This is a genomic window from Rossellomorea sp. RS05 (assembly GCF_039822645.1).
In the GTDB taxonomy this organism is placed as follows: Bacteria; Bacillota; Bacilli; order Bacillales; family Bacillaceae_B; genus Rossellomorea; species Rossellomorea marisflavi_B.
In genome coordinates this window covers 472059-497269 of record NZ_JBDKWY010000001.1, presented here as the reverse complement: position 1 = coordinate 497269, position 25211 = coordinate 472059, and the positions used below count along the sequence as shown (strand labels likewise).

The following is a 25211-nucleotide window of genomic DNA, read 5'->3' as shown; positions in this document are numbered from 1 at the left end:
TCCTCCGGTACTATAGCCAATCTACTTACATTGGCATTCTCATGATTTCCTGATAGGCTTCAATCACTTTGTTTCTCACTTCCATGGTAGTCTGCATGGTGATGCTGGCTTTTTGGGATGCAATCATGACGGAATGCAGGTCCACATTTTCCCCCATCACCAATTTTTTGGTCATTTCATCGGATTGAAGCTGGCTCTTGTTCACTTCATCGATCGTATCCTTCAGTAACTTGCCGAACCCCGCTTCTCCGGTTTTCGTTTCATTTATCTTGACTGACGGTATCATCATACCGCCTTGTACAGAATTGACTCCTGAGATTGCCAAGTGCTTCCCCTCCTTTATTTACCTATTTCAAGTGCCTTTGACAGCATGGATTTATTGGCATTGAACACCGTTACATTCGCTTCATAGGAGCGAGTAGCCGAGATGAGATCGACCATTTCACGCAAAGGGTCGACATTCGGCAGCCTTACATACCCTTCAGCATCGGCATCCGGATTTTCCGGGTCATACTGCATCTTATAGGGTGTTTGCGTGTCTTCTTCAATCCTTGAGACCTGAACACCGCTTCCAGGAGAATCCGTCTTGCCCATCGCCTGGTTCAAGAATGAAGTGAACCCTCCACCTTTACTTTCCATCACGACGCTCTTGCGTGTATAGGGTTGCCACACTCCATCTACCATCTTTCCTCTGGTAGTATCAACATTGGCCATATTGGACGAAATCGTATCCATCCTGAGCCTCTGGGCAGTAAGGGCCGAAGCCGTGGTGTTCATCCCTGCAAAAATGGTCATGCTCATTTCCCTCCTTTAATGACTGACTGGAGGCTGTTGAATTTACCGCTCAGTCTATCTGTCACGGCATTATAATAGATTTGATTGGAAGCAAGGTCTGACATTTCCCGATCCAAGTCGACCCCGTTCCCGTTATGATTGTATTCATTGGGTTGTTTGATTGAAATTCGACTGCTAGAGGGCTGTGATTGGAAGGCGAAGTGCCTGGAGTCCGTCCTGGTTGCTTCTAAGGCATTCATTGAATCCTGAAGCACTTGACTGAACTCTGCTTTTTTCGCTTTATAATTCGGGGTATCCACGTTGGCGATGTTTTGCGATATGGTCCGCTGATTAAGCGAAGCATAGTCAAGGCCCCGTTCAAGAACTGAAAATGTATTGGAAAAAATGTTCACTATATCCACCTCTAACTAGTTATTTTACAAATTACTACTTAGTTTGACATATTTATCATGCAACAGTATTTATTGTAATGTTTCACTCGAGTAGTGTCTATGAAATTTCCGTAAAAATGATAGAACTTTGTCGATAATTGAAAAAAATATGACTTATATACTATGTAAAATCCTTTTGTTCCCATCGTATCCACTTGGAAAATCAGTTCATCAGTACAAAAAAAGTTCCCTCACTCCTTATTACACGTGGTTTTATGTTAGTAAACGCTCTCTATATCATGCCATTAAATGTAATTTTATAGCTTTCACAGTCGAATGCCGTCGTACAAGGAATTAATTTAATTGTACTATTCAACAAATGTTTAACAAGGGCTAAAGATTCACCTCGTCTAGTACTTTTGCTTTATTTTAGAGAACTGATATTTGATTTCCGCATGGTTTTACAAAGAAGAATCTGAATAAACGCTGTCATAATAGTCATATTCCTGATAAATCTCATAAATAGTTTTTTAAGCATATAATAGGTGTATCCAACGCAAAAAACCCCATCACCGGATAACGACGATGGGGTTTTAGTAATTGCGGAACTATTAGTTGGTACGAAGCTTATCCAATTCCACGAGGAATTTGTTGTTCAGCACTTTGATGTACGTTCCCTTCATACCAAGGGAACGTGACTCGATCACACCGGCACTTTCAAGCTTACGGAGTGCGTTGACAATGACTGAGCGGGTAATCCCTACACGATCGGCAATTTTGGATGCTACAAGCAACCCTTCATTGCCATCAAGTTCTTCGAAGATGTGCTCGATTGCTTCCAACTCACTGTAGGAGAGGGAGCTGATGGCCATTTGAACAACCGCTTTGCTTCGGGCTTCTACTTCGATCTCATCTGCTTTCTCACGAAGGATTTCCATCCCTACGACCGTTGCACCATATTCTCCGAGAATGAGGTCATCGTCTTCGAATGAAGCCTCCAAGCGGGCTAGGATCAGTGTCCCAAGACGCTCTCCTCCACCGATGATCGGGACGATCGTTGTAAGACCACTATTGAACAATTCTTTGTTCTCTACTGGGAACGCAGTATATTCACTGTTCACATCTAAGTTTGGAGATGTTTCCTGGACATTGAAGAGGTTTTGAGTATACTCTTCAGGGAATTGTCTGTCTGCAAGCATCTGCTTCATGCGTTCATTTTCGATTTGTTGGTTGATTGCATAGCCAAGAAGTTTCCCTCTTCTGCTTACAACGAAGACATTCGCTTCGATGACCTGGCTCAATGTTTCGGACATTTCTTTAAAGTTAACTGGTTTACCCGCTGCATTTTGCAGCATGGCATTAATGGTTCTTGTTTTCGCTAGTAAATTCATACTATTTCCTCCTACTACGGCTAAAGTGTTTCTTCTTCAATATATAATGGAATGAATTCATGTTTCTTTACCCACATTCACACTAAAAAAAACTTATAGTATAAATTGGCTGAGGTCTTTATCCTTTGCGATGGCTTTCAGTTTTTCGTCGACGTAGCCCGGAGTGATCGAAACGGTTCCCATCGAAATATCAGGGGCTTCGAACGACAGATCTTCGAGAAGTTTCTCCATGATGGTATGAAGCCTCCTTGCACCGATATTGTCTGTTTCCTGATTCACGTCATAGGCGATTTCGGCGAGTCTACGAATAGCATCGTCAGAAAATTCGATTTGTATACCTTCTGTTTCCAGCAACGCAATATATTGCTTGATGATTGCATTATCAGGTTCAACCAGGATCTTCACGAAGTCATCCGTGGACAGCTTTTGAAGTTCCACCCTGATCGGGAAACGTCCCTGAAGTTCGGGGATGAGATCAGACGGCTTACTCATATGGAAAGCACCCGCTGCGATGAATAGGACATGGTCCGTTTTCACGGAGCCATACTTGGTAACGATCGTGGAGCCCTCGACGATCGGCAGGATATCACGTTGTACGCCTTCTCTCGATACATCTGCTGAAGACTGACCGGAACCCTTGCTCGCGATCTTATCGATCTCATCGATGAAGATGATACCCGACTGCTCTGCCCTTAGGACGGCATCCTGCGTCACCTCATCCATATCGATCAGTTTCTGGGCCTCTTCACTCGTCAATACGGCACGTGCTTCCTTCACCTTGAGCTTCCTCTTTTTCTTCTTTTTAGGAACAAGATTGCTCAAGGCATCCTGCATGTTCATCCCCATCTGTTCCATTCCGGAACCTTGCAGCATATCGAACATGGATGCCTGTTGTTCTTCCACCTCAATGGTGACATACTCTTCTTCGAGTTCACCGTTGCGAAGCTTTTCCTCAATGACCTTCCGTTTTTCCTGGAGGGACATCTCTTCCTGCTTTTCCTGATCATCATCAGACGGCTGGGCTTGGTTCCCTCCAAAGATCATTTCGAAGGGATTTTTATAGGATGAAGATTTTTTCTTTGAAGGAACGACCAGCTCGACGAGGCGTTGATCAGCGTTTTTCCTCGCTGCCTCCTGCACGCCTGTCATCTTCTCTTCCTTCACGAGACGCACCGACGTTTCCACCAGGTCCCTGACCATTGATTCAACATCTCGTCCTACATACCCAACTTCAGTGAATTTTGTTGCTTCCACCTTAATAAAAGGTGCACGAACCAGCTTGGCGATCCTTCTGGCAATCTCGGTTTTCCCGACTCCGGTAGGGCCCATCATCAGGATATTCTTCGGGATCACTTCGTCCTTCAGTTCATCTGAGAGAAGACTTCTCCGGTATCTGTTGCGAAGAGCGACCGCTACAGCCCTCTTGGCATCTTTCTGACCGATGATGAATTGGTCGAGACGCTCAACGATTTGCCTCGGCGTTAAATGTTCCGAATTCTTCATTCTCTACACACTCCTTTGCCCCATACGGGAATCTATATCAAAGCTCTTCAACGATGATTTGACTATTCGTATAAACGCAAATTTCAGATGCAATATTCAGAGATGACCGGGCAATTTCCTTTGCCGTCAGGTGCTCACCGGCATACTGCTTCAGTGCGCGTCCAGCGGAAAGGGCGTAATTGCCCCCTGATCCGATGGCAAGGATCCCGTCATCCGGTTCAATGACTTCCCCAGTTCCTGATATCAACAATAGGTGTTCCTGATCCATCACGATAAGCATGGCCTCTAGCTTTCTCAGGATTTTGTCGCTCCTCCATTGCTTTGCAAGTTCAACGGCAGCCCTGGGGAGATTTCCGTTAAACTCCTGAAGCTTTCCTTCGAACATTTCAGAAAGGGTGAATGCATCGGCAACCGATCCGGCGAATCCAGCAAGAACCTTACCATTGAAAAGCTTCCTTACTTTCCTGGCCGTATGTTTCATGACGACTGCATTACCGAATGTCACCTGACCGTCACCGCTCATGGCACATTGACCGTTATGTTGAACGGCGAATATCGTTGTTGCATGAAATTGTTCCATCCTACTCATTCCCTTCTCCATTATGCACGTGGATGATGCGCGAGGTATGACTTCCTCAATTGGTCCTTCGATACATGCGTATACACCTGGGTGGAAGAAAGAGAGGCATGCCCAAGGAGATCCTGCACAGCCCTCAGATCCGCACCGTTGTTCAATAAATGCGTGGCGAATGTGTGCCTGAGCATATGAGGGTGAATCTTCCTTGTCAGGGAGGCTTTGTCGATCAGCTTGGTCAGGATCAGTCTGATCCCCCTTTGAGTCAGGGGACCGCCCCGATGATTCAGGAAGAGATGTTTCTCTGACGCATGTTTGGTCAAAGTCGTCCTCGAACGGTTTATGTATTCCTCCAGTGCGTCATGGGCAAAACTACCGAACGGCACATACCTCTCCTTTCCCCCTTTCCCTCGGACCAAGAGGATCGACAAGGAGAAATCCAGATCATCCAGCGTAAGACCCGAGCATTCACTTACCCTCATGCCCGTTGCGTACAGAAGCTCGAATAATGCCCTGTTCCTGATTTCGAGCGGAGTGGAATCCCCACAGGCATCAAGGAGAGCTTGTATTTCTTCTTCATAAAAAAACTTCGGCAGCCTTTGCTCCCGCTTTGGAAGGTTCACATAAGAAAATGGATTTTCCAGGATACGGGCCTCCCTGTTCAAGAAACGATAAAAGCTTCTTATGCTCGATACTTTCCTCGCGACAGAAGCTCTCTTCAAACCTTGATCATGGAGTTTGGTCAAAAACAGCCTTGCATCAGAATACTCGACATCTTTCAAAGAACCTATACCCTGCTCTTTCATAAATACGTAAAACTCTTCAATATCATGACGATAATGTTCAAATGTATAAGAAGAATAATGCTTCTCTATTTTCAGATAATCGATAAAGGATTGTAGTGAATGTTCTTCATTCATTCGTTAAACACCTCACAAGGGCTACTAAATAGTAACACAACCCCATGGGGCTTGCAATTCATTTCACCCTTTTTTCACAAAGTTCTGAATTGTTTATCCCAACGGGCCACCTTTTCACATCCAACCCCTTAAAACAGGGTCCACGGGCTGGTCGTCTACCATGAAGAATTGTACACCAATTGCGTAAAATAAAAAAGTTTTAAGTATTTTGTAAATTTATGTATAAGGTGGAAACAACAAAAGAACTGACCTGAAATGGCATTGAGCTTTCAGGACAGTCCCTTGTTTATTCTATGCTTTTAGAATGCATTCTTCAATAGGAAGAATGACCCTCTGATCACTTTTGTTCTTCTTCCTTGTAATCACAGTTGACACATTGGATCTGATTTCCTTTTTTAAGCTTCTTCTCCAAGAGCATTTCGGAACATTTCGGACATTTCCGCTCAATCGGCTTATCCCAGGAAAGGAAGTCACACTCAGGATATTGGTCACATCCGTAGAAGATTCGCTTCTTCTTGCTCTTCCTCTCGATGATATTCCCTTTTTCACACTTCGGACATTTCACGCCGATTTCCTTGACGATCGGCTTTGTGTTCCGACAGTCAGGGAAATTGCTGCACGCCATGAACTTCCCGTAGCGTCCCATTTTGAATACCATCGGGTGACCGCACTCTTCGCAGTCTTCCCCGGCCGGTTCATCCCGGATTTCGACTTTTTCCATTTCATTCTCGGCGATTTCAAGATGCTTCTCGAAATCTTTATAGAAGTGCTCAATGATTTTTTCCCATTTTTCATTGCCTTCTTCTATATTATCCAGGCTTTTCTCCATATTGGCGGTAAATTCAACATCGATGATATCCGGGAAGAATTCCCGCACGAGTTCAAGGACGATCTCACCAAGTTCGGTAGGGATGAATCGCTTGTTATCAAGGGAAACATATCCCCTTCTCTGAATGGTGTCCAAGGTCGGGGCATATGTGGAAGGACGACCGATCCCCAACTCTTCAAGGGTCTTGACGAGCCTTGCCTCTGTGTATCTTGGAGGTGGCTGGGTGAAATGCTGATTCGGGTCGATGGCTTCCGAAGTCACTTTATCTCCTTCTTTAAGAGCGGGAAGGATATTATCTTTCTCTTCCTTCTGGTCATCCGATCCTTCTACGTAAACCTTCATGAATCCTGGGAACTTCACCTTGGAACCCGTCGCCCTGAAGAATACTCCACCATTGACGAGGTCTACACTCATTGTATCCATGACGGCAGGTGCCATCTCGCTTGATATGAACCGCTCCCAGATCAGCTTGTAAAGGCGATGCTGATCCCGCGAGAGGAATTCCTTCACCGATGAAGGGTCCCTCAGGGTGCTGGTCGGACGGATTGCTTCATGGGCATCTTGGGCTTTCTGCTGCTTTTTATCCTTACGAGGGCTGGTTTTGAGGAACTCTTCCCCGTATTTCCCCGTGATGTACTCACCGGCCTCTTTTTGAGCGACTTCGGAGATCCTGGTCGAATCGGTTCTCATATAGGTGATGAAACCGACGGTTCCTTCTTTGCCGCCCATCTCGATTCCTTCATAGAGTTGCTGGGCGAGCATCATGGTTTTCTTTGCCCTGAAGTTGAGTTTACGAGCTGCTTCCTGTTGGAGGGAAGAAGTAGTGAACGGAGGAGCGGGATTACGCTTTCGTTCCTTCTTCGTCACCTTATCAACAGAGAACGACTTCCCTTTCATCTGTGAAAGGACGTCTTTCACTTCATCTTCATTCTTCAGTTCCACTTTCTTACCATCGATTCCGTAGAATGCTGCCGAGAAGATGTCTTTCCCTTTTTTGAACTGAGCATCGATGGACCAGTATTCTTCAGGAGTAAACTCTTTGATCTCATTTTCCCTGTCGATGATCAACCGGACCGCAACCGACTGTACCCGTCCTGCACTCAGCCCCTTCTTCACTTTTTTCCATAGGAGCGGGCTGATATTGTACCCGACGAGTCGGTCGAGGATTCTCCTTGCTTGCTGTGCATCGACCAGGTCCATATTGATAGCTCTCGGGTGCTTGAATGATTCTTTGATGGCATCCTTCGTGATTTCATTGAATACTACCCGGCAATCTGATGCGACATCAAGGTCCAGACTATGGGCGAGGTGCCAAGCTATGGCTTCCCCTTCCCTGTCGGGGTCAGCCGCGAGATAGATTTTCTTCACTTTTTTTGCGGCTGTTTTCAGTTCTTTCAACACGGGGCCTTTCCCGCGGATTGTAATATATTTCGGTTCGAATTCATTTTCAACGTCGACACCCATCTGGGACTTCGGCAAATCCCTGATATGCCCCATGGATGCACGTACTTTATATTTTTTTCCTAAGTAACGCTCAATTGTTTTTGCCTTCGCTGGCGATTCTACGATTACCAAATAATCTGCCATTCATGGGCCTCCTTAAAGAGGAAAATGATCCTTTTTCAATCTTAATTCCCTTAATCTCCCTCCATCATACAATTGAGGGAAACGTTTTCAGCAATTGTTGCAAAGCTGGAACAGGGATCCGATTTCTTCATTATGTCTCTCTTCTATTGTTTTTGATACCTGATGCAAAATGTATAACAGTTTCATCATAAATGCAACCATTTTGTACAAAAACCTGTTAAATCATCGCACCGAAAGGTCCGGTCTTCATCACATTCGAGCCAATTCTACAAGAATATCTTCAGCTGAAACCACCATTTTGGCACCCTCCTGGATGAGGCTGTTCGTCCCTTCGGACATGGGTGCGAATAGGGGCCCGGGGATGCAGAATACATCTCTCCCCTCATTCAGTGCATAGTCTGCCGTACTATAGGTACCACTCTTCCGCTGTGCCTCCGTCACCAATACGGCATGGCTCAAGCCGCTGATGATCCGATTTCGTAGTGGGAACTGCCATTTTTCAGGTCTTGTATGGGGAGGGAATTCACTGATCATGAGATGGTGATCCATCATGTGATTCGCTAGGGGCACATTTTCTTTCGGATAAATATTATCGAACCCCCCGGCAATGACTCCGATGGTTTTTCCACCGCTTCGGATTGATGTTTCATGAGCAATCGTATCGGCACCCCGGGCAAGCCCGGATATGATCGTCACGCGGTGTTGAGTAAGGGATGGGATGAGATGGGAGAGGACTTTCCCAGTGTAGGGTGTGCATTTTCTAGCCCCGATGATAGCTAGTTTCATAGGAGCGTGCATGAGCTCGGTATCCCCCTTACAGAATAGGAGCAGGGGCGGATCATAGACCTCCTTGAGCAGATCAGGATACCCTTCATCGGCAATTGTGAACCACTTTATCCCTTTATCTGCATAGTGCAGCTTGAGTTTGGTAAAAGGGATGGAATGAAATTCTTTATGGAGTTTAGATGCTTTTTCAATGGAGATGGAGAGTATCAGTTGGAGTGCGGAAATGTGGGGGAGGACTGATGTGGGGGCTTGCAGTGATGAAATAAGCTTCAATTTTCGTGAGGTGCCGATCTCTCGGCAATGAGACAAGCGGAATATTGCTTCACGTATTTCCAGTGAAAGGACCTCCTTTAATAGGTATGGTAAAAAGGGCTGAGTCCATCAGCCCTTTCCCTTGATTAATGAGTTTTACATTTATCGTAGATGCCTTTGTCCTTCAGTACGGATATGAGGGTTTCACCCATCTCGGAAGGAGTCGGCGACACTTCGATCCCGCACTCATTCATGACGCGGATCTTTTCGTCAGCTGTCCCTTTACCACCTGAAATGATTGCCCCTGCATGTCCCATACGCTTTCCTGGAGGTGCAGTGCGTCCACCGATGAATCCGACGACCGGTTTGGTCATATTCGCCTTGACCCACTCAGCCGCTTCTTCTTCTGCCGTTCCACCAATCTCACCGATCATGATGACAGCATACGTTTCTTCGTCTTCATTGAAGGCTTTCAACACATCGATGAAGTCCGTTCCATTGACGGGGTCTCCTCCGATACCGACTGCCGTCGTCTGACCGATTCCGGCCTGTGACAGCTGATGAACCGCCTCATACGTCAATGTACCGGAGCGGGATACCACACCGACGTGACCTTTTGTATGAATATATCCAGGCATGATACCGATTTTACATTCATCCGGAGTGATGACACCAGGACAGTTAGGGCCGACAAGACGGGTCTTCTTGCCTTCCATATAACGTTTCACCTTCACCATATCAAGTACCGGGATATGCTCTGTGATACAGATGGCAAGATCCAGTTCAGCATCGACCGCTTCGAGGATCGCGTCCGCCGCGAACGGGGCAGGAACATAAATGACAGAAGCATTGGCATTGGTTGCCTTTTTCGCTTCTTCGACTGTATTGAATACAGGCACGCCTTCGACTTCTGTTCCGCCTTTACCAGGAGTCACACCAGCTACGATCTGAGTACCGTACTCAAGCATTTGCTTCGTGTGGAAAAGCGCTGTTGAACCGGTAATTCCCTGTACGATGACTTTTGTATCTTTATTAATAAATACGCTCATTTTTCTCCCGCCTTTCTCAGCCTACTTGCTCAACGATTTTTTGTGCGCCGTCAGCCATTGATTCGGCTGCAATGATATTCAAGCCTGATTGATTCAGGATTTCTTTACCGAGGTCTACGTTCGTACCTTCAAGACGTACAACAAGTGGAACGTCCAGGCCGATTTGTTTCGCCGCTTCCACGACACCAGTTGCAATGACGTCACACTTCATGATTCCTCCGAAGATATTGACGAAAATCCCTTTTACGTTCTCATCGGAAAGGATGATTTTGAAGGCTTCGGTTACTTTCTCTGCCGTTGCGCCGCCCCCAACATCAAGGAAGTTGGCGGGATCGCCACCATAATGCTTGACGATATCCATTGTGGCCATGGCAAGTCCAGCTCCATTGACCATGCAGCCGATATTTCCATCAAGGGAGATATAGCTTAAATCATATTTCGATGCTTCGATTTCTTTTGCGTCTTCTTCTTCCAAGTCACGAAGTGCAAGGACGTCTTTATGACGATATAGAGCATTGGAATCGAAGTTGAATTTTGCATCTAGCGCCATCACATTGCCGTCACCCGTAACAACCAGAGGGTTGATTTCAACAATGGAAGCGTCTTTTTCCAGGTACACCTGATAAAGCCCGAGCATGAACTTGGCTGCTTTACCGACCAATTCCTTAGGGATATTGATGTTGAATGCAATGCGTCTTGCCTGAAAACCAGTAAGACCCACTACCGGATCGATGTACTCTTTGAAGATTTTTTCAGGTGTTTGTTCCGCTACTTCCTCGATCTCTGTACCGCCTTCTTCAGATGCCATGAGCACGACTTGAGAAGTTGCACGATCAAGAACAAGACCGACATAATATTCTTTTTTGATGTCGCAGCCTTCTTCGATAAGTAAGCGCTTTACTTCCTTCCCTTCAGGACCTGTTTGGTGTGTCACCAATGTTTTTCCTAGAAGTTCATCGGCATATGTACGAACATCATCCAAGCTTTTCGCTATTTTGACTCCGCCCGCTTTTCCGCGGCCGCCTGCATGGATCTGAGCTTTTACTACATACACACTTGATTCGAGTGTCTTTGCAGCTTCGACCGCTTCATCGGCAGTGAAGGCCACTTTACCGTTTGGCACGGATACCCCGTTATTTCTGAGGATTTCTTTACCTTGATATTCATGGATATTCATTTTCCATCCTCCTATCGAACTCTTCAAAAAATAGACTGCGCTTTCATTGTATAAAATGATAGATTAGATGTCTACCATTATACTAAAAATATTATATTAATTTAAAAATTCCAACATTTTAAGCGAGGCAGAGGCGCCTGTCGAGGAAGTGTCCTCCAAGAATATATTATACTTGAAAACCAATTACTTCTCTTCGTGGAATGATTTATCCACGCGATAAATGAAGGCGAACACCTCGGCAACCGCTCCGTAAAGCTCCTCAGGTATCGACTCATTGATATCAAGCTGTCCCAAGAGACCTACCAGCGTTTCATCCTCCTGAACAGGGATGTCATGCTCTACAGCCCTCCTGAGGATCTCTTCGGCAATCAGGCCCTTCCCCCTGGCCATGACACGGGGAGACCCGTCGATTGTACGGTCATATCCAAGCGCTACTGCCGCTTTACGCTTTTGTTCCCTGCTCATATGCGGATATCCACTCCTTTGTGCACGCCTGGGTGCTGATCGGTCACGCTTGCAGGTCCCGGACGTGATTCCGGGACTTTGAAGAGTATGGAGGAGAATGTATAACCGTTCTCTTCAATGCCCTTTTTAAGGGCAGGCAGGAATTCGCGGGCAAGATCCTTTATATTCGGATGCTCATTCCATACGACGATTTGCAGGACCCCCTGCTGGATCTGCAGGTCGACGATGGTCTCGTCCAAATGACCGAGATGAAGGTAGAACATCACTCTGCATTGGCTACTGTCGATCTGGCCATCATCGGTTTTCTTCCCGCTCCACTGGATGGTCACATCGGTCTGGCCCGCTGCGTGATAGAGGGGGATCTGATGGACAATGGTGAGAAAACCGGACTGATCCTGTGACATGAGGGCAGGGTGATTCATTTTCAGGACGATTTCATCGGCACTTTCCCTAATGGAAGCCACCGGATGCCCCTGACTGAGCTGAATCAGCTGCCGTTTGGCTGAATCCACGAAGGGATCGGTTTCAAAATTCAACCCGAGGGATGAGACCGCCCTTTTAAGCAACTTTGATATGTCCCTACCATGAATGGCATCTTTCAGTTCATCAAGCACGATGGTTCGGAGCTGTGAAAGGAGCGAATCCTTGTTCGTCATGCTATCATGCCCTTCAAATTGTCCCGCAGCGGTTCTAACCACTATAGGTGAATGCACAGATGAGATGAGTTCCTTTTTTGCCGTGATGATGGCATCTATCACCCTGCGGGCAGTAACGTTCAGGTCCTCAGGCGAACGGGGGACTGACGGTTGCTTGGATACTGCACGATCTCCCGTAAGTCCGGCTCCCAGTTTGGCCAACCCTTCTTCAGCAGCTAGCGCATCAGGGAAAGACTTCAGAATGGTTTTCACCAGTTCTTCCTTCCATTGACCCATCCTGCTATGATCGTGCAGGACTCCAAGCTCCCTTAAAAGGTCAAGGGCAGCCAGCCGCTGCGGGAAAGGCTGTGCATCGTCTGCCAATATCCACAGTGCCCGGTCAGCAACCTTCCCCCCTACCAGGGTTTCAAGGGGTGCTTGAACGTTCTTCATGAGTTTCTCTGCCTCTGAAGTCGAGCCAACGGCAATCAGTTGATTCTTCAATCCTTCAATGCCGGCTAAAAGTGTTGGTTGTTTCCCACCAGCCTCTAGGGATCTATATACTCGATCTACAAATGGGAGATGCTGTCTCTCCATCTTCAGGATAATGTCGGGGTTCAAGCGATCTCCGACTGACGTTGCAAATTCAATCATGGCCCTTGAGATCGGTACATTGAGCCTCAGGGCCTCTGCGATCAGCTCCTTGATTGGCCCTTCTCGTTTAAGTGAATAGTGAGAGAGGAGGGAATTCAGGGTATGTCCTCCCTCTCCTTGGGAGCGGTCCATAAGAACCGAGAGACCAATTCCATTTCCGGTCTGCTTCGTCTCCACCCAGTAGCTTTCCCCTGCTTTTAAGCCGGTCTGGACGCTGGCGATGAAACGATGCCCACCTGAGGAGACTTCTGCGGTCCCGTCTCCAAGCATGCGGTCGACGCGGATGAGCAGGACCCGTCCTGGTAATAAGGTCAAGGGTTTGGGTTCTTGTCCCGGTATTTGTTCTGCCCTTCCGTGGATCCGTTCCATAGCATCAGCTCCCTTTACGTGATTCTTTCTCTAACCGGTGCAAAACTGGCTCTATGTATGGGTGTCACTCCGTACTGATCCAACCCTCTCAAGTGATCCGCCGTTCCATACCCCGCATTTTTTTCAAAACCATATCCAGGATAAGTGACGGCATACTCCTTCATCAGGCGGTCCCTTGTCACCTTCGCGATGATGGAAGCAGCCGCAATCGAGATGCTGGTGGCATCTCCCTTGATGATGGATCTGCTCGGGTATGGTGTCGTAAGCGGCATGGCATCGATCAATAGATGATCGGGCTGTACCGAAAGTTCCCCGATTGCTGCACTCATCGCTTTTTTTGTCGCTTCATATATATTGATATCATCGATTACTTCCGGTCCGATGATACTGATACCGATCGCAATCGACTGCTCCATGATCGTGTTGAAGAATGCTTCGCGTTTCCGTTCAGGCACCTTTTTGCTGTCCGTGAGTCCCGGGAGGTAGAAATCGTGAGGAAGGATGACAGCAGCGGCCACTACGGGCCCAGCAAGTGGTCCTCTGCCGACTTCGTCTATTCCTGCAATATGATCATACCCGGCGTTCCATAATTCGTTTTCATGGATGGACATGCGCATAAACTCGGCAATCTCCTTCGCCTTTTTCTCACGGGAGGTTTCCGCACTTCTGACCAACTGACGGACACTCTTGCGCGGGTCGAGCTTCAGTTGATCCCAGAGGGGATCATCTTCTGCCAGTTGTTTAAGTGTTTCTTTTATCTCGGACACTGTTAAATCAATTCGTTCCATCGGTTGTACCTCTCTTCTCTATATCGGTTGGATCTCGGGAAATTAAACAGGCTGCAGCAGGGTCATCCCTTTTGCAGCCTGTTTATCAATCTTCGACCTTGACTTCCACACGGTCTAACGTAATGGGACCGAGTTGAACGTTCCGGATGTCCCTCACGATCACTTCGGCCGTCTTATCATAGTTGATTTCTCCTCCGGCCATGAGGCATCCCCTTCTGGCACCGATATGATTGAAGCTTTCCACCACATCTTCAGGGATTTCCTTGATCCCATAACGAGACTCCAATCGGTCGGGATAGGTTGCTTCTAGGAACCTGAGGGCATAGACCGCTATATCCTGCAGATTGAGGATCGTATCTTTGATGGCTCCTGTGAGGGCCAGCTTGTAGCCTACTTCCTGATCTTCGAACTTCGGCCACAGGATCCCCGGCGTATCGAGGAGCTCCAGTTCCTTGCCGACTTTGATCCACTGTTGAGCTTTGGTCACTCCCGGTGTATTGCCGGTTTTGGCTATGTTCTTCTTGACGAGACGGTTGATGAGGGTCGACTTCCCTACGTTGGGGATTCCGACGATCATCGCCCTGATGGCCCTCGGGCGCATTCCTCTTGACTTCATGCGGTCGAATTTCGCCTTCAGGATCTCTTTTGCACCACTGACGATCGCTTGCAGCCCTTTCCCTGCCTGGGCATTGACTGCCAGGGCCATGATCCCTTGCTCTTCGAAATAGTGGATCCACTGCTTCGTTTTAGCCGGATCCGCCATGTCGGCTTTGTTTAATAGGACAAGCCTCGGCTTTTCACCGATGATCTCCTCGATCATGGGATTTCGGGATGACAGGGGGATGCGCGCGTCCACCAGTTCAATGACGATATCTACGAGTTTCAGCTTTTCCGTTACCTGTCTTCTTGCTTTTGCCATATGGCCTGGAAACCATTGAATGGTCATATGACCACCTCCAAACGTTCTTTGCTTATTCCACCATGCCCATGTCTTTGATCGGCCATACTACCACGCTTGTAATGCCGACCACCTCTTCAAGGGGCACTGTGCCGATATGCCGGCTGTCTTTACTGTATCTGCGGTTATCACCCATCACGAAAATCTCTCCATCTGGAACCGTCTCTTGATCGATGATCTCGTCCAACGTGAAATCATCCGTCAGGAGTCCTTCTTGGAGCGCAGCTTTACTATCTTTTAAATAAGGTTCCTCATATGCTTTCCCATTTATATATAGGGTATCATCTTTGTATTCGATTTTATCACCGGGCAAGCCGATCACGCGCTTGATATAGTCTTTACGCTCCGGTGCATGGAACACCACGATGTCGAATCGATCAGGCGTGCCGAACTTGCTGACGATCATACGATCTCCATTATGGAGTGTAGGAGTCATTGAAAGGCCGTCCACAACGATGGGCGCGAACAAGAAATACCTGATTACGATGACCAGTATCAATGCAATGCCCAAGGCTTTCGTCCATTCCCGCCATTCACTTTTCTCCTTTTCCATATTCCCACCGCCTTATGTATGGATACCATCTTTTGTTCATTCTACTAGAAAACCACCCTGTTCTCATCAAAAAAGAGAGGTTTAGTTCGAAATACACAGAAAGCCGGCAACAGGAACATGCTCACCGGTTCATTTGAACGTCAGTAAGACCAAAAAAACCCTAAAGAAAAGGAGCTTGTCTCCAAGCTCCTTCTTCTTCGTTCATTATCGAATTTCTTTAATCCGAGCCTTTTTACCACGTAGGTTACGCAAGTAGTAAAGTTTCGCACGACGGACTTTACCGCGACGAATGACTTCTAGTTTAGCGATTTTTGGTGTGTGTACAGGGAATGTACGTTCAACACCTACACCGTAAGAAATTTTACGAACTGTGAATGTTTCGCTGATACCGCCACCGCGGCGTTTGATTACGACACCTTCATAAACCTGGACACGTTCACGAGTACCCTCCACGATGTTAACGTGTACGCGTACTGTATCACCAGGACGGAAAGATGGTAGATCAGAGCGAAGTTGTTCTTTCGTAATATCTTCGATTAATTTGTGCATCTTATTCAACTCCTTCCAACAGATGCTCATACAAAAGCGATGTATTGCAGCGGAACATCGGGATCAGTGGTCAAGCTTTCGCTCAAGCCACAAAGAATATAATAGCATAAACCAATGGGCGTTGCAATAGGTCACTTCGACTTTTTCAACTCTTCCACCAAGGCTGCCTGCTTTTCAGTGAGAGGATAGTTTTCAAGTAGATCCGGACGCCTCTCAAGGGTCCTTCGGAAGCTTTCCTTCTCCCGCCATTCTTCAATCAGCTTATGATTGCCGGATAACAGCGGCTGCGGGACTTCCATCCCCCTGAAGTCAGAGGGTCTCGTATAATGCGGATGCTCGAGTAGACCCGAAGAGAAGGAATCAAGGACAGGTGAATCTTCATTCCCGAGTACCCCCGGGATCAGCCTCACCACAGAATCGATGACCACCATGGCCCCCAATTCGCCCCCGGTCAGGACATAATCGCCGATGGATATCTCATCCGTCACCACATGCTCCCTGATGCGTTCATCGTACCCTTCATAGTGGCCGCAGATAAAGATGAGATGCTCTTCCTTTGCAAGCTCCTCGGCCTTAGCCTGGGTATATCGCTCACCCTGAGGGCACATGAGGATCACACGAGGTTTAGCATCCCCCTTCAGGGAATCAACGGCATCGAAGACAGGCTGCGGCTTGAGGACCATACCTGCTCCACCACCGTATGGATAATCATCCACCTGCTTATGCTTGTTGTCCGAGAATTCCCGGAAATTGACGACCTGATAGTTCACAGCTTCCTTTTCAGCTGCTTTCTTCAGAATTGATTCTCCGAATACCCCTTCGAACATGGCAGGGAAAAGGGACAGTACATCGATCTTCATCATGACAGAAGCCCTTCCATCGGTTCAATGATGATCTCCTTTTGAGCAATATCGACCTTTTTTACGATATCCTCGATATAAGGGATGAGATGCTCTCTCCCCCGGGGGGCTTTGACCACCCAAACATCGTTTGCACCCGGGCTGAGGATTTCCTTTACGACACCGAGCTCGTCGCCAGACGTCGTCCTGACCACACAGCCAATGATTTCATGGAAATAGAACTCTCCTTCATCAAGGTCTTGAAGCTGACTTTCATCGACTTTCAAGATCCCTTGCTTGAACCCTTCCACTTCATTGATATCGCTGTAGCCTTCAAACATCAACAAGTCGAAATTCTTGTGTTTACGGTAAGAAGCGATCGTCAGTGATTTCGGTTCCTTTCCTTCGATGAAGAGGGTCAGTTCATTTCCCTTTTGGTACCGCTCTTCAGGAAAATCGGTCATGGAGAGGACTTTCAGCTCCCCTTTTATCCCGTGAGTATTTACAATCTTGCCGACATTGAACCATTTTTCCATATCCATTCACCTCTTGCATTCAGCGTATTTCTTTGATAATCCCATCTTCAATGATGATCGTCCTTTGAATCTCGTCATTCCAATTGTCACCCACCTGCACCCTCGATATACTCTGAACTTCCTTCTCTTTCAGTTCACTCCCGAGGGGCAGGAGGTCCAGCTGATCGAGCTGGAATTCAAGCAGCTTGATCTTCTCGGCTCGCTCATCCAACTCTTTATCGAAATGCTGCCTGAGCTTTTCTGACGGATACTTCTTTGCCCGTTCGATCTTTTTCATCTCGAACCTCAGCTGATCGCATTCTTTCGCTAGTTGCGCTGCCTGTTCTTGATAGCGCGTCACAAGACGCCCCTTGCTTGTTTCAGTCAGGATTTGTTTAACCGTCACCTTATGTATGATATCCAATCGGCCACTCCTCCTCATTGATTCCGCCGCATCACCAAGAACATCGGCGAATGATAAAAAAAGGACTGACAAAGTAGGGGCAAGCTTTCACTCCTTCGCTGGTCAGTCCTTTGTTCCCGGAAGCGGGACCCGATCATCACCGGGTCATTCCACAATCTCCAGGAAGATTTTCTTCTGTTGTGAAGATCCTGCTGCAGCGTATACCACAGTTCGAATCGATTTTGCTACGCGCCCTTGCTTGCCGATGACTTTACCCATATCCTCCGGATGTACCGAGAGTTTGTATGTCATTCCATTAGGTCCTTCCTCCGTCTCGATCGAGACAGCGTCAGGATGGTCGACCAGGGGTTTCACAATCGTCAGAATAAGATCTTTCATCAAATCAGTCGATTACTTGCTGTTTTTGGCATTGTGGAATTTTTCCATGATGCCTTGTTTTGAGAATAGGTTACGGACTGTGTCAGATGGTTTCGCACCATTTGAAAGCCATTTAAGAGCCAATTCTTCGTCGATTTTAACTTCAGCTGGTTGAACAACCGGGTTGTATGTTCCAACTGTTTCGATTTGACGACCGTCACGTGGTGAACGAGAGTCTGCAACTACGATACGATAGAAAGGAGATTTTTTTGCTCCCATACGTTTTAATCTGATTTTAACTGCCATTATTAAAGCACCTCCGAATAGTTTCACACAAGATAGTATGATATCAAAAACCTAATTTGTTTGTAAAGGGTTTTTTCTTAACAGTTCTTTTTTTCTTCAAAAAAAGTGCTAAGATCGGTTACATGAACGGGAATTTCATTCCCTTTTTCTTGCCTTTACCCTGCATACCGCTCATTTGTTTCATCATTTTTTTCATGTCTTCAAATTGCTTCAGCAAGCGATTGACCTCCTGGATGGATGTCCCGCTTCCTTTAGCAATCCGTTTGCGCCTGCTCGCATTGATGACTTCAGGATTGGTTTTTTCTTTCTTGCTCATGGACTGGATGATCGCTTCCACATGGACGATCTGTTTGTCATCCACCTGAAGCTTATCGAGCCCTTTCATCTTGTTGGCGCCGGGCATCATCTTCAGGAGTTCATCCAATGGCCCCATCTGCTTCACCTGTCCGAGTTGCTCGAGGAAGTCATCGAACGTAAAGGACATGGTACGCATCTTTTGCTCCAGTTCCTTCGCCTTCTCTTCATCGACGTTGGCTTGTGCCTTCTCGATCAGGGATAGGACGTCACCCATCCCGAGGATCCTTGACGCCATGCGCTCAGGATGGAACGCCTCGAGGGCATCCATCTTCTCACCCATACCGACGAATTTGATCGGCTTTTCCGTGACGGAACGAATCGAAAGGGCCGCTCCACCACGGGTATCACCGTCCAGCTTCGTCAGGACCACCCCGCTGATGCCAAGGGCTTCATTGAAGCTTTCAGCTACGTTGACGGCATCCTGACCGGTCATGGCATCGACAACGAGGAAGATTTCATCCGGGTTTGACAGCTCTTTGATATCCTTGAGCTCCCCCATGAGGTTTTCATCGATGTGAAGACGGCCGGCCGTATCGATCAGCACATAATCATGGTGTTCTTCTTTCGCCTTTTCGATTGCCTGCTTGGCAATTTCGACGGGGCTGACCTGATCTCCCAGTGAGAATACCGGCAGGTCAAGCTGTTTACCGACGGTTTCAAGCTGCTTTATGGCAGCGGGACGGTAAATATCAGCCGCGACAAGAAGAGGTTTTCGATTGTGTTTCTTACGAAGCAGGTTCGCAAGCTTCCCGGTGGTCGTCGTCTTACCGGCACCCTGTAGTCCCACCATCATGATGACGGTCGGAGGGCGTTTGGAGACAGCAATCTGACTCTGTTCGCCGCCCATCAGTTCGGTCAGTTCTTCCTTGACCACCTTGATGACCTGCTGGCCGGGTGTAAGACTCTTCATGACTTCTTGCCCGACAGCCCGTTCGCTTACTTTTTTGACAAATTGCTTGACCACTTTAAAGTTAACGTCTGCTTCCAAAAGGGCGAGACGGACCTCACGCATCATTTCTTTAACATCCGCTTCGGAGATCTTCCCCTTACCACGGATTTTCTGTATTGTGCCTTGCAGTCGGTCGGCTAATCCTTCAAATGCCATTCATGCCGCCTCCTAATCCAAAATTTCAAGGTCGTCAATCAGTTTTAAACAGTCCGCAGAGTCGATATCCGACTCTTCAAGGCTTTTTCTCAACCGATTCAGGATGAGATTCCGCTCTTGGAACTTGTTGAATAATAAAAGTTTCTCTTCATACTCTTCCAGCATGGCCTCAGTACGCTTGATATTATCATAGACCGCCTGACGGCTTACGCTGTACTCTTCTGCAATCTCTCCAAGGGAGAAATCATCGAGGTAGTAAAGGGACATGTAACTCCGTTGCTTGGGAGTCAGTAGTGACTGGTAGAAATCGTAGAGATAGTTCATCCTGGTCGTTTTCTCCAGCATGGTCATCCCTCCTTGTTAAGTGAAAAACCTTTACATATGAAGAATACAGATTTCAAGCGACTTTGTCAAGGATGCCCCATGAAAAACTTTCACTTTTAGAGATAAAAAGTCCGGTCGATTCATCGACCGGACTTTCCCTTATTCTTCGTTATTGTCTACTTCATTTGAAAACAAGCCGTACACATATTTTTCGGCATCGAATGGCTGCAGATCGTCCATCTGTTCTCCGAGACCGACAAATTTCACGGGAATATCAAGTTCGTTGCGGATCGCAAGGACGATCCCGCCTTTGGCTGTCCCATCGAGCTTCGTAAGGACGATTCCCGACACATCCGTGGCTTCTTTGAACGTTTTCGCCTGCACCATGGCATTTTGACCCGTCGTCGCATCCAATACGAGCAGGACCTCATGCGGGGCTCCCGGAACTTCACGCTCGATGACGCGCTTGACTTTCTCGAGTTCCTTCATCAGATTGACCTTATTCTGCAGTCGACCTGCCGTATCGCAGATGAGGATGTCGGCCTTCTTCGCCTTGGCCGATTGTACGGCATCATACATGACCGCTGCGGGATCACTTCCCGCCCCCTGTTTGATGACAGGCACACCGACCCGCTCACCCCACACTTCAAGCTGTTCGATGGCACCGGCCCTGAACGTATCTCCTGCTGCAAGGATGACATTCTTCCCTTCACTCTTGAGCATATGGGCCATCTTGCCGATCGTCGTCGTTTTCCCCACGCCGTTTACCCCGACGAAAAGAAGGACGGTCAGTTCACCCTCCTGGATATTCAGCTCACTCGATACCTCGGCATCCCCCTGATAGATATCAACCAGTTTCTCAGAAATGACGGACTGGACTTCAACAGGATCGGAGATATTCCTCCTCTTGACCTCGAGCTTCAGTTCATCGATGAGTTCCATGACCGTATCAAACCCGACGTCCGCACCGATGAGGATTTCTTCGAGTTCTTCAAAGAACTCCTCATCGATCTTACGGTATCTTGCGACCAGGTCATTCACCTTTGTAGTGAAGTTGCTCCGGGTTTTGCTCAGCCCGTCTTTAAACTTCCCCGTCACACTGTCGCTTGATTGTGTGAATTTGTCTTTCAGCTTTTTGAAGAAACTCACAATCCATCTACCCCATTCTTTGAATATTCATACTTTCCGGCCTGTTTGCCGCGGCCTTTATGCTTCCAATAGCTCTTGTGTTTCCTGAAGCCTTACTGATACAAGTTTTGAAACACCAGACTCTTGCATGGTCACACCATATAGCACATGTGCTTCCTCCATTGTCCCTTTGCGGTGGGTGATGACGATGAACTGGGTGTCATCACTGAACTTGCGCAGGTACTGGCTGAATCGCTGCACATTGGCTTCATCGAGGGCAGCCTCCACTTCATCGAGGATGCAGAATGGCACCGGTCTTACCTTCAGTATGGAGAAAAGCAGGGCAATGGCCGTGAGCGCACGTTCTCCACCCGACATCAATCCGAGGTTCTGAAGTTTTTTACCGGGCGGTTGGGCTACGATATCCACCCCGGTCCGAAGAAGGTCTTTCGGATCGGTCAGTTTCAGCTCTGCCCGGCCACCTCCGAACAACTCCCTGAATACCTCCCCGAATTGGGCTTGGATCGACGCAAATGTTTCCCCGAACCGCTTCACCATCTCTTCATCCATTTCATGGATCACCTGATAGAGGGTATCTTTGGCCTCGGTGAGATCATTTTTTTGATCAAGGAGGAATTCATATCGTTCCTTCACCCTGTCATATTCATCAATCGCCCCGAGGTTGACGGTTCCCAATTCTTCCAGGGCAAGCTTGATCAGTTTCACTTTTTTCCTCGCTTCATCGATATCGACGGTCAGAGGGTAATGCTCCTTGGCTGCTTCGAACGATAGCATATACTCTGTACGTAAATGCTCCAAGCGATTCTCAAGCTCTACATCGAGGCGGTTGATCTTGACTTCCTCATCCTTCAAGGCATTCAAGAGACCTTTATGCTTTCGTTTCAGCTCTGACAATTCCTCATCTTCCTGTTCTGCCTGTTGCTGCAAACGGGATCGTTCATCCCTTCTTGCCGTGATAAGCTCAGACGTTTCCCGTTTTTGTGTGGCACATTCTTTTGCCTTGACGGTCAAATCCTCTTCTCCAGAGAAATTGTCTTTCATCTGACTCTGAAGCCACTCGAGGTCATCCAGGAGGGCAGACAGTCGTTTCTCAGACTCAACAACGGCTGAGTCCACCCTTCCAAGACGGTCCGCAACACTAAGAAGCTGCTGATTCTTTCCTGCGAGATGGGCTTTCAGGTCGCTTATGGCATTTGTCAGGACGTCCTTCGATGAACGGTCGCTGTTTTTTTGTAGCGTCAACTCTTCAATTTTTTCATCCAGTGCTGCAATGTCTGCGCCGATTTGTGCCAGTAGTGACTCGAGTTCTTCTTTCCGTGCGTGATGTCGCTCCTTCATGGAACTGAAATCACGCTTTTCCATGTCGTATAGAGACAATCTTTCATCGAGGTTTTTCGTGCTCAGTTCGTTCTCCCGGAGCCTGGATTGAAGATCCTGTTCTTGAAGCCGCAATTTCTCTCCTTTGACCCGGAGCTCTTCAAGCTTTTTCGACCTGTACGCCGTCTCTTCTTTCAGATCCTTGACGGATTGCTGAAGTGTACGGGTCTGCTCTTCCATATTCTCGAGCTTCACCTTCATGTCTTCCAGCTCGGTTTTCCGTGATAGAAGCGAGTTTTTCTTTTGCTTGACCATACCGCCCGTCATGGATCCTCCCGGATTGACGACATCCCCATCAAGGGTCACCAGCCGGTAACGATATTGGATGAGCTTTGCGATTTCATTGGCACCCTTGAGGTCCTCTGTGATAATGACATGACCAAGTAAATTGGAAACGATCCTCTCGAAGCGTCCATCGTACTGAACGAGATCACTTCCGATCCCAACGAAGGAAGGGTGGCCCTTCAGCATGGAGAGCTGTGCCCCCTGAAGGGTTTTCCCTTTGATGATATTCATCGGCAGGAAAGTAGCCCTTCCATATTGATTCTGCTTGAGATATGCGATGGCTTTGCGACCGTCCTGCTCGGTTCCGACAACGATATGCTGCATGGACGCGCTTAGGGCGGTTTCCATGGCAGCCTCATATTTCTTCGGTACTGAAATAAGCTCTGCAACGGCTCCTTCGATTCCATCCAGAATCCCGTCCCTTGCCTTCAAGACTTCTTTGACCCCTTGGAAGAAACCACTGTAATCGTCTTCCATCTCCTCAAGCATTTCCTTTCGGGACTTGGCCTGTTGCAGGTATTGATAGGCTTGATAGAGCGTTTTTTCCTGTTTCTCATACTTCAGTTGGGCAGATTCGAGATTCCGTTTCTCATCCCGGTACGCTTGGATATGCTGATCCATGTCGATTTGATGGCTTCCGCGTTCTGCTTTCAGCTTTTCATGATCGCGATATAGCTCTTCACGCTGAGTGATGTATTTTTCGTTTTCAGCTTCAAGACGGCCGCTTCGTCCCGATTGCTGGGTGAGCTGCTGCTCGATATATTGAATCTCGTTTTTGGCGGATGCCTGTTGATTCAATTTTTCAATATAATCACTTTTGTGGGATTCAATTACGTCCTCGATATTTTCACTGAAGAGGGAGAGCTGATTTTGCTTCTGCTTTAGAGCTATCCTTGATTCGTCGACTTCCAGCTGAAGCCCGGCCCTTTCCTTTTCAAGACGCTCTTTCTCTTGTTTCATTTCCCGGATCTGGTCTTCAAGCTCCACGATGGACTGTTTGAGCTGTGTTTCATTCGTGGAAGAGTTCTTTTTCCTCTCAACCAGGACCTGCTTCCTGCCTTCAAGCTTTTCGAGCTCCTCACTTGTGGAAAGAAGCACCTCCTGAAGTCCGGTGATCGATTCATCCAGGGCGGAAATTTTATCCCTTGCTCCTGAAAGGTCCGCTTCCTTGCCGTGAATCACAGCCGACAGATTGCCTTCTTCACGTCCGTGCCTTTCAAATTCTTCGCTCAGGGATTCCCACTGCTTATGTAGATCTTCAATATCATAGACTGTCAAGGACACCTCGAATGTCTCGAGCTCTTCCTTCTTCTCCAAGTAATCCTTCGCCATAGAGGCCTGGATTTTAAGGGGTTCAACCTGCCCTTCAAGTTCGTGGAGGATATCGTTGACACGATTGAGGTTTTCTTGGGTTTCAAACAGCTTATTCTCGGCTTTTTTCTTCCTGGTTTTGTACTTCAGGACACCAGCCGCCTCCTCAAAGATCGTTCGGCGCTCTTCAGGCTTACTGTTCAGGATCTCCTCGACCTTCCCCTGACTGATGATGGAGAACGCTTCCTTCCCGAGTCCGGAATCCATGAAGAGTTCAATGATATCTTTCAGTCTGCAGGGCTGCCTGTTCAATAGGTATTCACTGTCCCCTGATCGGTATACCCGTCTTGTGACACTCACTTCACTGTAATCGATCGGAAGGGTCCCATCTTCATTGTCAAGTACCAGGGTGACTTCTGCTATATTGAGAGCCTTCCTAGAATCACTGCCTCCAAAGATGACATCTTCCATCTTCGAGCCCCTGAGGCTTTTGGCCGACTGCTCGCCCAGAACCCACCTGACTGCATCGATGATATTGCTTTTGCCGCTTCCGTTGGGCCCGACTACCGCCGTCACCCCAGGTACGAATTCCACAGAAATCTTTTCTGCGAATGATTTAAACCCCATCACTTCTAGTTGTTTGAGGAACATCTTCTT

The 25211-nt window shown here is 47.6% G+C and carries 26 protein-coding genes; all 26 read right to left on the bottom strand.

Translation table 11 applies throughout. The features are described 5' to 3' along the window. Positions 1–25: 25 nt before the first annotated feature. Positions 26–286 carry a flagellar hook-basal body complex protein FliE gene (gene fliE, locus ABJ225_RS02600; protein ID WP_048004520.1) on the bottom strand — a complete coding sequence of 87 codons (261 nt, stop codon included), beginning with the start codon at positions 284–286 and terminating at the stop codon, positions 26–28. A 53-nt stretch (positions 287–339) separates the two neighbouring features. After that, positions 340–795 carry a flagellar basal body rod protein FlgC gene (gene flgC / locus ABJ225_RS02595; RefSeq protein ID WP_056537203.1) on the bottom strand — a complete coding sequence of 152 codons (456 nt, stop codon included), beginning with the start codon at positions 793–795 and terminating at the stop codon, positions 340–342. Between the two features lie 2 nt (positions 796–797). Next, the gene (gene flgB / locus ABJ225_RS02590) at positions 798–1187 is read right to left on the bottom strand and encodes a flagellar basal body rod protein FlgB (protein ID WP_056537206.1); all 390 of its coding nucleotides are present in this window, start codon (positions 1185–1187) and stop codon (positions 798–800) included. Positions 1188–1777: 590 nt separating this feature from the next. Beyond that, a complete protein-coding gene (gene codY, locus ABJ225_RS02585; RefSeq protein ID WP_048004060.1) occupies positions 1778–2557 on the bottom strand; it encodes a GTP-sensing pleiotropic transcriptional regulator CodY in 780 nt (259 codons plus the stop codon). Between the two features lie 93 nt (positions 2558–2650). Then, positions 2651–4060 (bottom strand): HslU--HslV peptidase ATPase subunit, encoded by a 1410-nt coding sequence (hslU, locus tag ABJ225_RS02580; protein ID WP_079515943.1) that lies wholly within the window; start codon positions 4058–4060, stop codon positions 2651–2653. 37 nt (positions 4061–4097) lie between these two features. Next, a complete protein-coding gene (gene hslV / locus ABJ225_RS02575; protein WP_053427813.1) occupies positions 4098–4640 on the bottom strand; it encodes an ATP-dependent protease subunit HslV in 543 nt (180 codons plus the stop codon). A 20-nt stretch (positions 4641–4660) separates the two neighbouring features. Continuing rightward, complete coding sequence (gene xerC / locus ABJ225_RS02570) at positions 4661–5554, bottom strand: tyrosine recombinase XerC (protein WP_053427306.1); 894 nt, start codon at positions 5552–5554, stop codon at positions 4661–4663. Between the two features lie 337 nt (positions 5555–5891). Then, complete coding sequence (gene topA, locus ABJ225_RS02565; RefSeq protein ID WP_347318271.1) at positions 5892–7970, bottom strand: type I DNA topoisomerase; 2079 nt, start codon at positions 7968–7970, stop codon at positions 5892–5894. A gap of 249 nt (positions 7971–8219) precedes the next feature. Continuing rightward, positions 8220–9029 (bottom strand): DNA-processing protein DprA, encoded by an 810-nt coding sequence (gene dprA, locus ABJ225_RS02560; RefSeq protein ID WP_187443096.1) that lies wholly within the window; start codon positions 9027–9029, stop codon positions 8220–8222. A 125-nt stretch (positions 9030–9154) separates the two neighbouring features. Further along, a complete protein-coding gene (sucD, locus tag ABJ225_RS02555) occupies positions 9155–10057 on the bottom strand; it encodes a succinate--CoA ligase subunit alpha (protein ID WP_053427309.1) in 903 nt (300 codons plus the stop codon). A gap of 16 nt (positions 10058–10073) precedes the next feature. Further along, positions 10074–11234, bottom strand: coding sequence for an ADP-forming succinate--CoA ligase subunit beta (sucC, locus tag ABJ225_RS02550; protein WP_053427310.1), 1161 nt, complete (start codon positions 11232–11234; stop codon positions 10074–10076). Between the two features lie 183 nt (positions 11235–11417). Beyond that, positions 11418–11699, bottom strand: a complete 282-nt coding sequence (locus ABJ225_RS02545; protein WP_347318268.1) for an EscU/YscU/HrcU family type III secretion system export apparatus switch protein — start codon at positions 11697–11699, stop codon at positions 11418–11420. Beyond that, on the bottom strand, positions 11696–13357 hold the full coding sequence (locus ABJ225_RS02540; protein WP_347318266.1) for a hypothetical protein: 1662 nt from the start codon (positions 13355–13357) through the stop codon (positions 11696–11698). Before ABJ225_RS02540 ends, ABJ225_RS02545 begins: the two co-directional genes overlap by 4 nt. A gap of 14 nt (positions 13358–13371) precedes the next feature. Further along, a complete protein-coding gene (locus ABJ225_RS02535) occupies positions 13372–14145 on the bottom strand; it encodes a ribonuclease HII (RefSeq protein WP_347318264.1) in 774 nt (257 codons plus the stop codon). A gap of 85 nt (positions 14146–14230) precedes the next feature. Next, positions 14231–15091, bottom strand: a complete 861-nt coding sequence (gene ylqF, locus ABJ225_RS02530) for a ribosome biogenesis GTPase YlqF (protein ID WP_347318262.1) — start codon at positions 15089–15091, stop codon at positions 14231–14233. Between the two features lie 25 nt (positions 15092–15116). Next, positions 15117–15656, bottom strand: a complete 540-nt coding sequence (lepB, locus tag ABJ225_RS02525) for a signal peptidase I (protein ID WP_056537231.1) — start codon at positions 15654–15656, stop codon at positions 15117–15119. A gap of 204 nt (positions 15657–15860) precedes the next feature. Further along, positions 15861–16205 carry a 50S ribosomal protein L19 gene (gene rplS / locus ABJ225_RS02520; RefSeq protein WP_048004072.1) on the bottom strand — a complete coding sequence of 115 codons (345 nt, stop codon included), beginning with the start codon at positions 16203–16205 and terminating at the stop codon, positions 15861–15863. A 131-nt stretch (positions 16206–16336) separates the two neighbouring features. After that, the gene (gene trmD, locus ABJ225_RS02515; RefSeq protein ID WP_079516720.1) at positions 16337–17065 is read right to left on the bottom strand and encodes a tRNA (guanosine(37)-N1)-methyltransferase TrmD; all 729 of its coding nucleotides are present in this window, start codon (positions 17063–17065) and stop codon (positions 16337–16339) included. Then, the gene (gene rimM, locus ABJ225_RS02510; RefSeq protein ID WP_218245880.1) at positions 17065–17580 is read right to left on the bottom strand and encodes a ribosome maturation factor RimM; all 516 of its coding nucleotides are present in this window, start codon (positions 17578–17580) and stop codon (positions 17065–17067) included. Before rimM ends, trmD begins: the two co-directional genes overlap by 1 nt. Before the next feature lie 19 nt (positions 17581–17599). Then, positions 17600–17983, bottom strand: a complete 384-nt coding sequence (locus tag ABJ225_RS02505; RefSeq protein ID WP_218245879.1) for a YlqD family protein — start codon at positions 17981–17983, stop codon at positions 17600–17602. A 144-nt stretch (positions 17984–18127) separates the two neighbouring features. Further along, positions 18128–18361, bottom strand: coding sequence for a KH domain-containing protein (locus ABJ225_RS02500; RefSeq protein ID WP_056538584.1), 234 nt, complete (start codon positions 18359–18361; stop codon positions 18128–18130). A 12-nt stretch (positions 18362–18373) separates the two neighbouring features. Then, a complete protein-coding gene (rpsP, locus tag ABJ225_RS02495) occupies positions 18374–18646 on the bottom strand; it encodes a 30S ribosomal protein S16 (protein WP_048004076.1) in 273 nt (90 codons plus the stop codon). A gap of 118 nt (positions 18647–18764) precedes the next feature. Beyond that, the gene (gene ffh / locus ABJ225_RS02490) at positions 18765–20108 is read right to left on the bottom strand and encodes a signal recognition particle protein (RefSeq protein ID WP_079515936.1); all 1344 of its coding nucleotides are present in this window, start codon (positions 20106–20108) and stop codon (positions 18765–18767) included. 12 nt (positions 20109–20120) lie between these two features. Next, positions 20121–20453 (bottom strand): putative DNA-binding protein, encoded by a 333-nt coding sequence (locus ABJ225_RS02485; RefSeq protein ID WP_048004078.1) that lies wholly within the window; start codon positions 20451–20453, stop codon positions 20121–20123. A 138-nt stretch (positions 20454–20591) separates the two neighbouring features. Further along, the gene (gene ftsY, locus ABJ225_RS02480) at positions 20592–21581 is read right to left on the bottom strand and encodes a signal recognition particle-docking protein FtsY (RefSeq protein ID WP_053427321.1); all 990 of its coding nucleotides are present in this window, start codon (positions 21579–21581) and stop codon (positions 20592–20594) included. 57 nt (positions 21582–21638) lie between these two features. Then, positions 21639–25205 (bottom strand): chromosome segregation protein SMC, encoded by a 3567-nt coding sequence (smc, locus tag ABJ225_RS02475; protein ID WP_347318258.1) that lies wholly within the window; start codon positions 25203–25205, stop codon positions 21639–21641. Positions 25206–25211: the final 6 nt, after the last annotated feature.

Excerpts from the sequence above, each read along its gene's own strand:
- fliE (WP_048004520.1), bottom strand. The coding sequence starts at position 286 with ATGATACCGTCAGTCAAGATAAATGAAACGAAAACCGGAGAAGCGGGG.
- flgC (WP_056537203.1), bottom strand. The coding sequence starts at position 795 with ATGACCATTTTTGCAGGGATGAACACCACGGCTTCGGCCCTTACTGCC.
- codY (WP_048004060.1), bottom strand. The coding sequence starts at position 2,557 with ATGAATTTACTAGCGAAAACAAGAACCATTAATGCCATGCTGCAAAAT.
- hslU (WP_079515943.1), bottom strand. The coding sequence starts at position 4,060 with ATGAAGAATTCGGAACATTTAACGCCGAGGCAAATCGTTGAGCGTCTC.
- hslV (WP_053427813.1), bottom strand. The coding sequence starts at position 4,640 with ATGGAACAATTTCATGCAACAACGATATTCGCCGTTCAACATAACGGT.
- xerC (WP_053427306.1), bottom strand. The coding sequence starts at position 5,554 with ATGAATGAAGAACATTCACTACAATCCTTTATCGATTATCTGAAAATA.
- topA (WP_347318271.1), bottom strand. The coding sequence starts at position 7,970 with ATGGCAGATTATTTGGTAATCGTAGAATCGCCAGCGAAGGCAAAAACA.
- sucD (WP_053427309.1), bottom strand. The coding sequence starts at position 10,057 with ATGAGCGTATTTATTAATAAAGATACAAAAGTCATCGTACAGGGAATT.
- sucC (WP_053427310.1), bottom strand. The coding sequence starts at position 11,234 with ATGAATATCCATGAATATCAAGGTAAAGAAATCCTCAGAAATAACGGG.
- ABJ225_RS02545 (WP_347318268.1), bottom strand. The coding sequence starts at position 11,699 with ATGAGCAGGGAACAAAAGCGTAAAGCGGCAGTAGCGCTTGGATATGAC.
- ABJ225_RS02540 (WP_347318266.1), bottom strand. The coding sequence starts at position 13,357 with ATGGAACGGATCCACGGAAGGGCAGAACAAATACCGGGACAAGAACCC.
- ABJ225_RS02535 (WP_347318264.1), bottom strand. The coding sequence starts at position 14,145 with ATGGAACGAATTGATTTAACAGTGTCCGAGATAAAAGAAACACTTAAA.
- ylqF (WP_347318262.1), bottom strand. The coding sequence starts at position 15,091 with ATGACCATTCAATGGTTTCCAGGCCATATGGCAAAAGCAAGAAGACAG.
- lepB (WP_056537231.1), bottom strand. The coding sequence starts at position 15,656 with ATGGAAAAGGAGAAAAGTGAATGGCGGGAATGGACGAAAGCCTTGGGC.
- rplS (WP_048004072.1), bottom strand. The coding sequence starts at position 16,205 with ATGCACAAATTAATCGAAGATATTACGAAAGAACAACTTCGCTCTGAT.
- trmD (WP_079516720.1), bottom strand. The coding sequence starts at position 17,065 with ATGAAGATCGATGTACTGTCCCTTTTCCCTGCCATGTTCGAAGGGGTA.
- rimM (WP_218245880.1), bottom strand. The coding sequence starts at position 17,580 with ATGGAAAAATGGTTCAATGTCGGCAAGATTGTAAATACTCACGGGATA.
- ABJ225_RS02500 (WP_056538584.1), bottom strand. The coding sequence starts at position 18,361 with ATGAAAGATCTTATTCTGACGATTGTGAAACCCCTGGTCGACCATCCT.
- rpsP (WP_048004076.1), bottom strand. The coding sequence starts at position 18,646 with ATGGCAGTTAAAATCAGATTAAAACGTATGGGAGCAAAAAAATCTCCT.
- ffh (WP_079515936.1), bottom strand. The coding sequence starts at position 20,108 with ATGGCATTTGAAGGATTAGCCGACCGACTGCAAGGCACAATACAGAAA.
- ABJ225_RS02485 (WP_048004078.1), bottom strand. The coding sequence starts at position 20,453 with ATGCTGGAGAAAACGACCAGGATGAACTATCTCTACGATTTCTACCAG.
- smc (WP_347318258.1), bottom strand. The coding sequence starts at position 25,205 with ATGTTCCTCAAACAACTAGAAGTGATGGGGTTTAAATCATTCGCAGAA.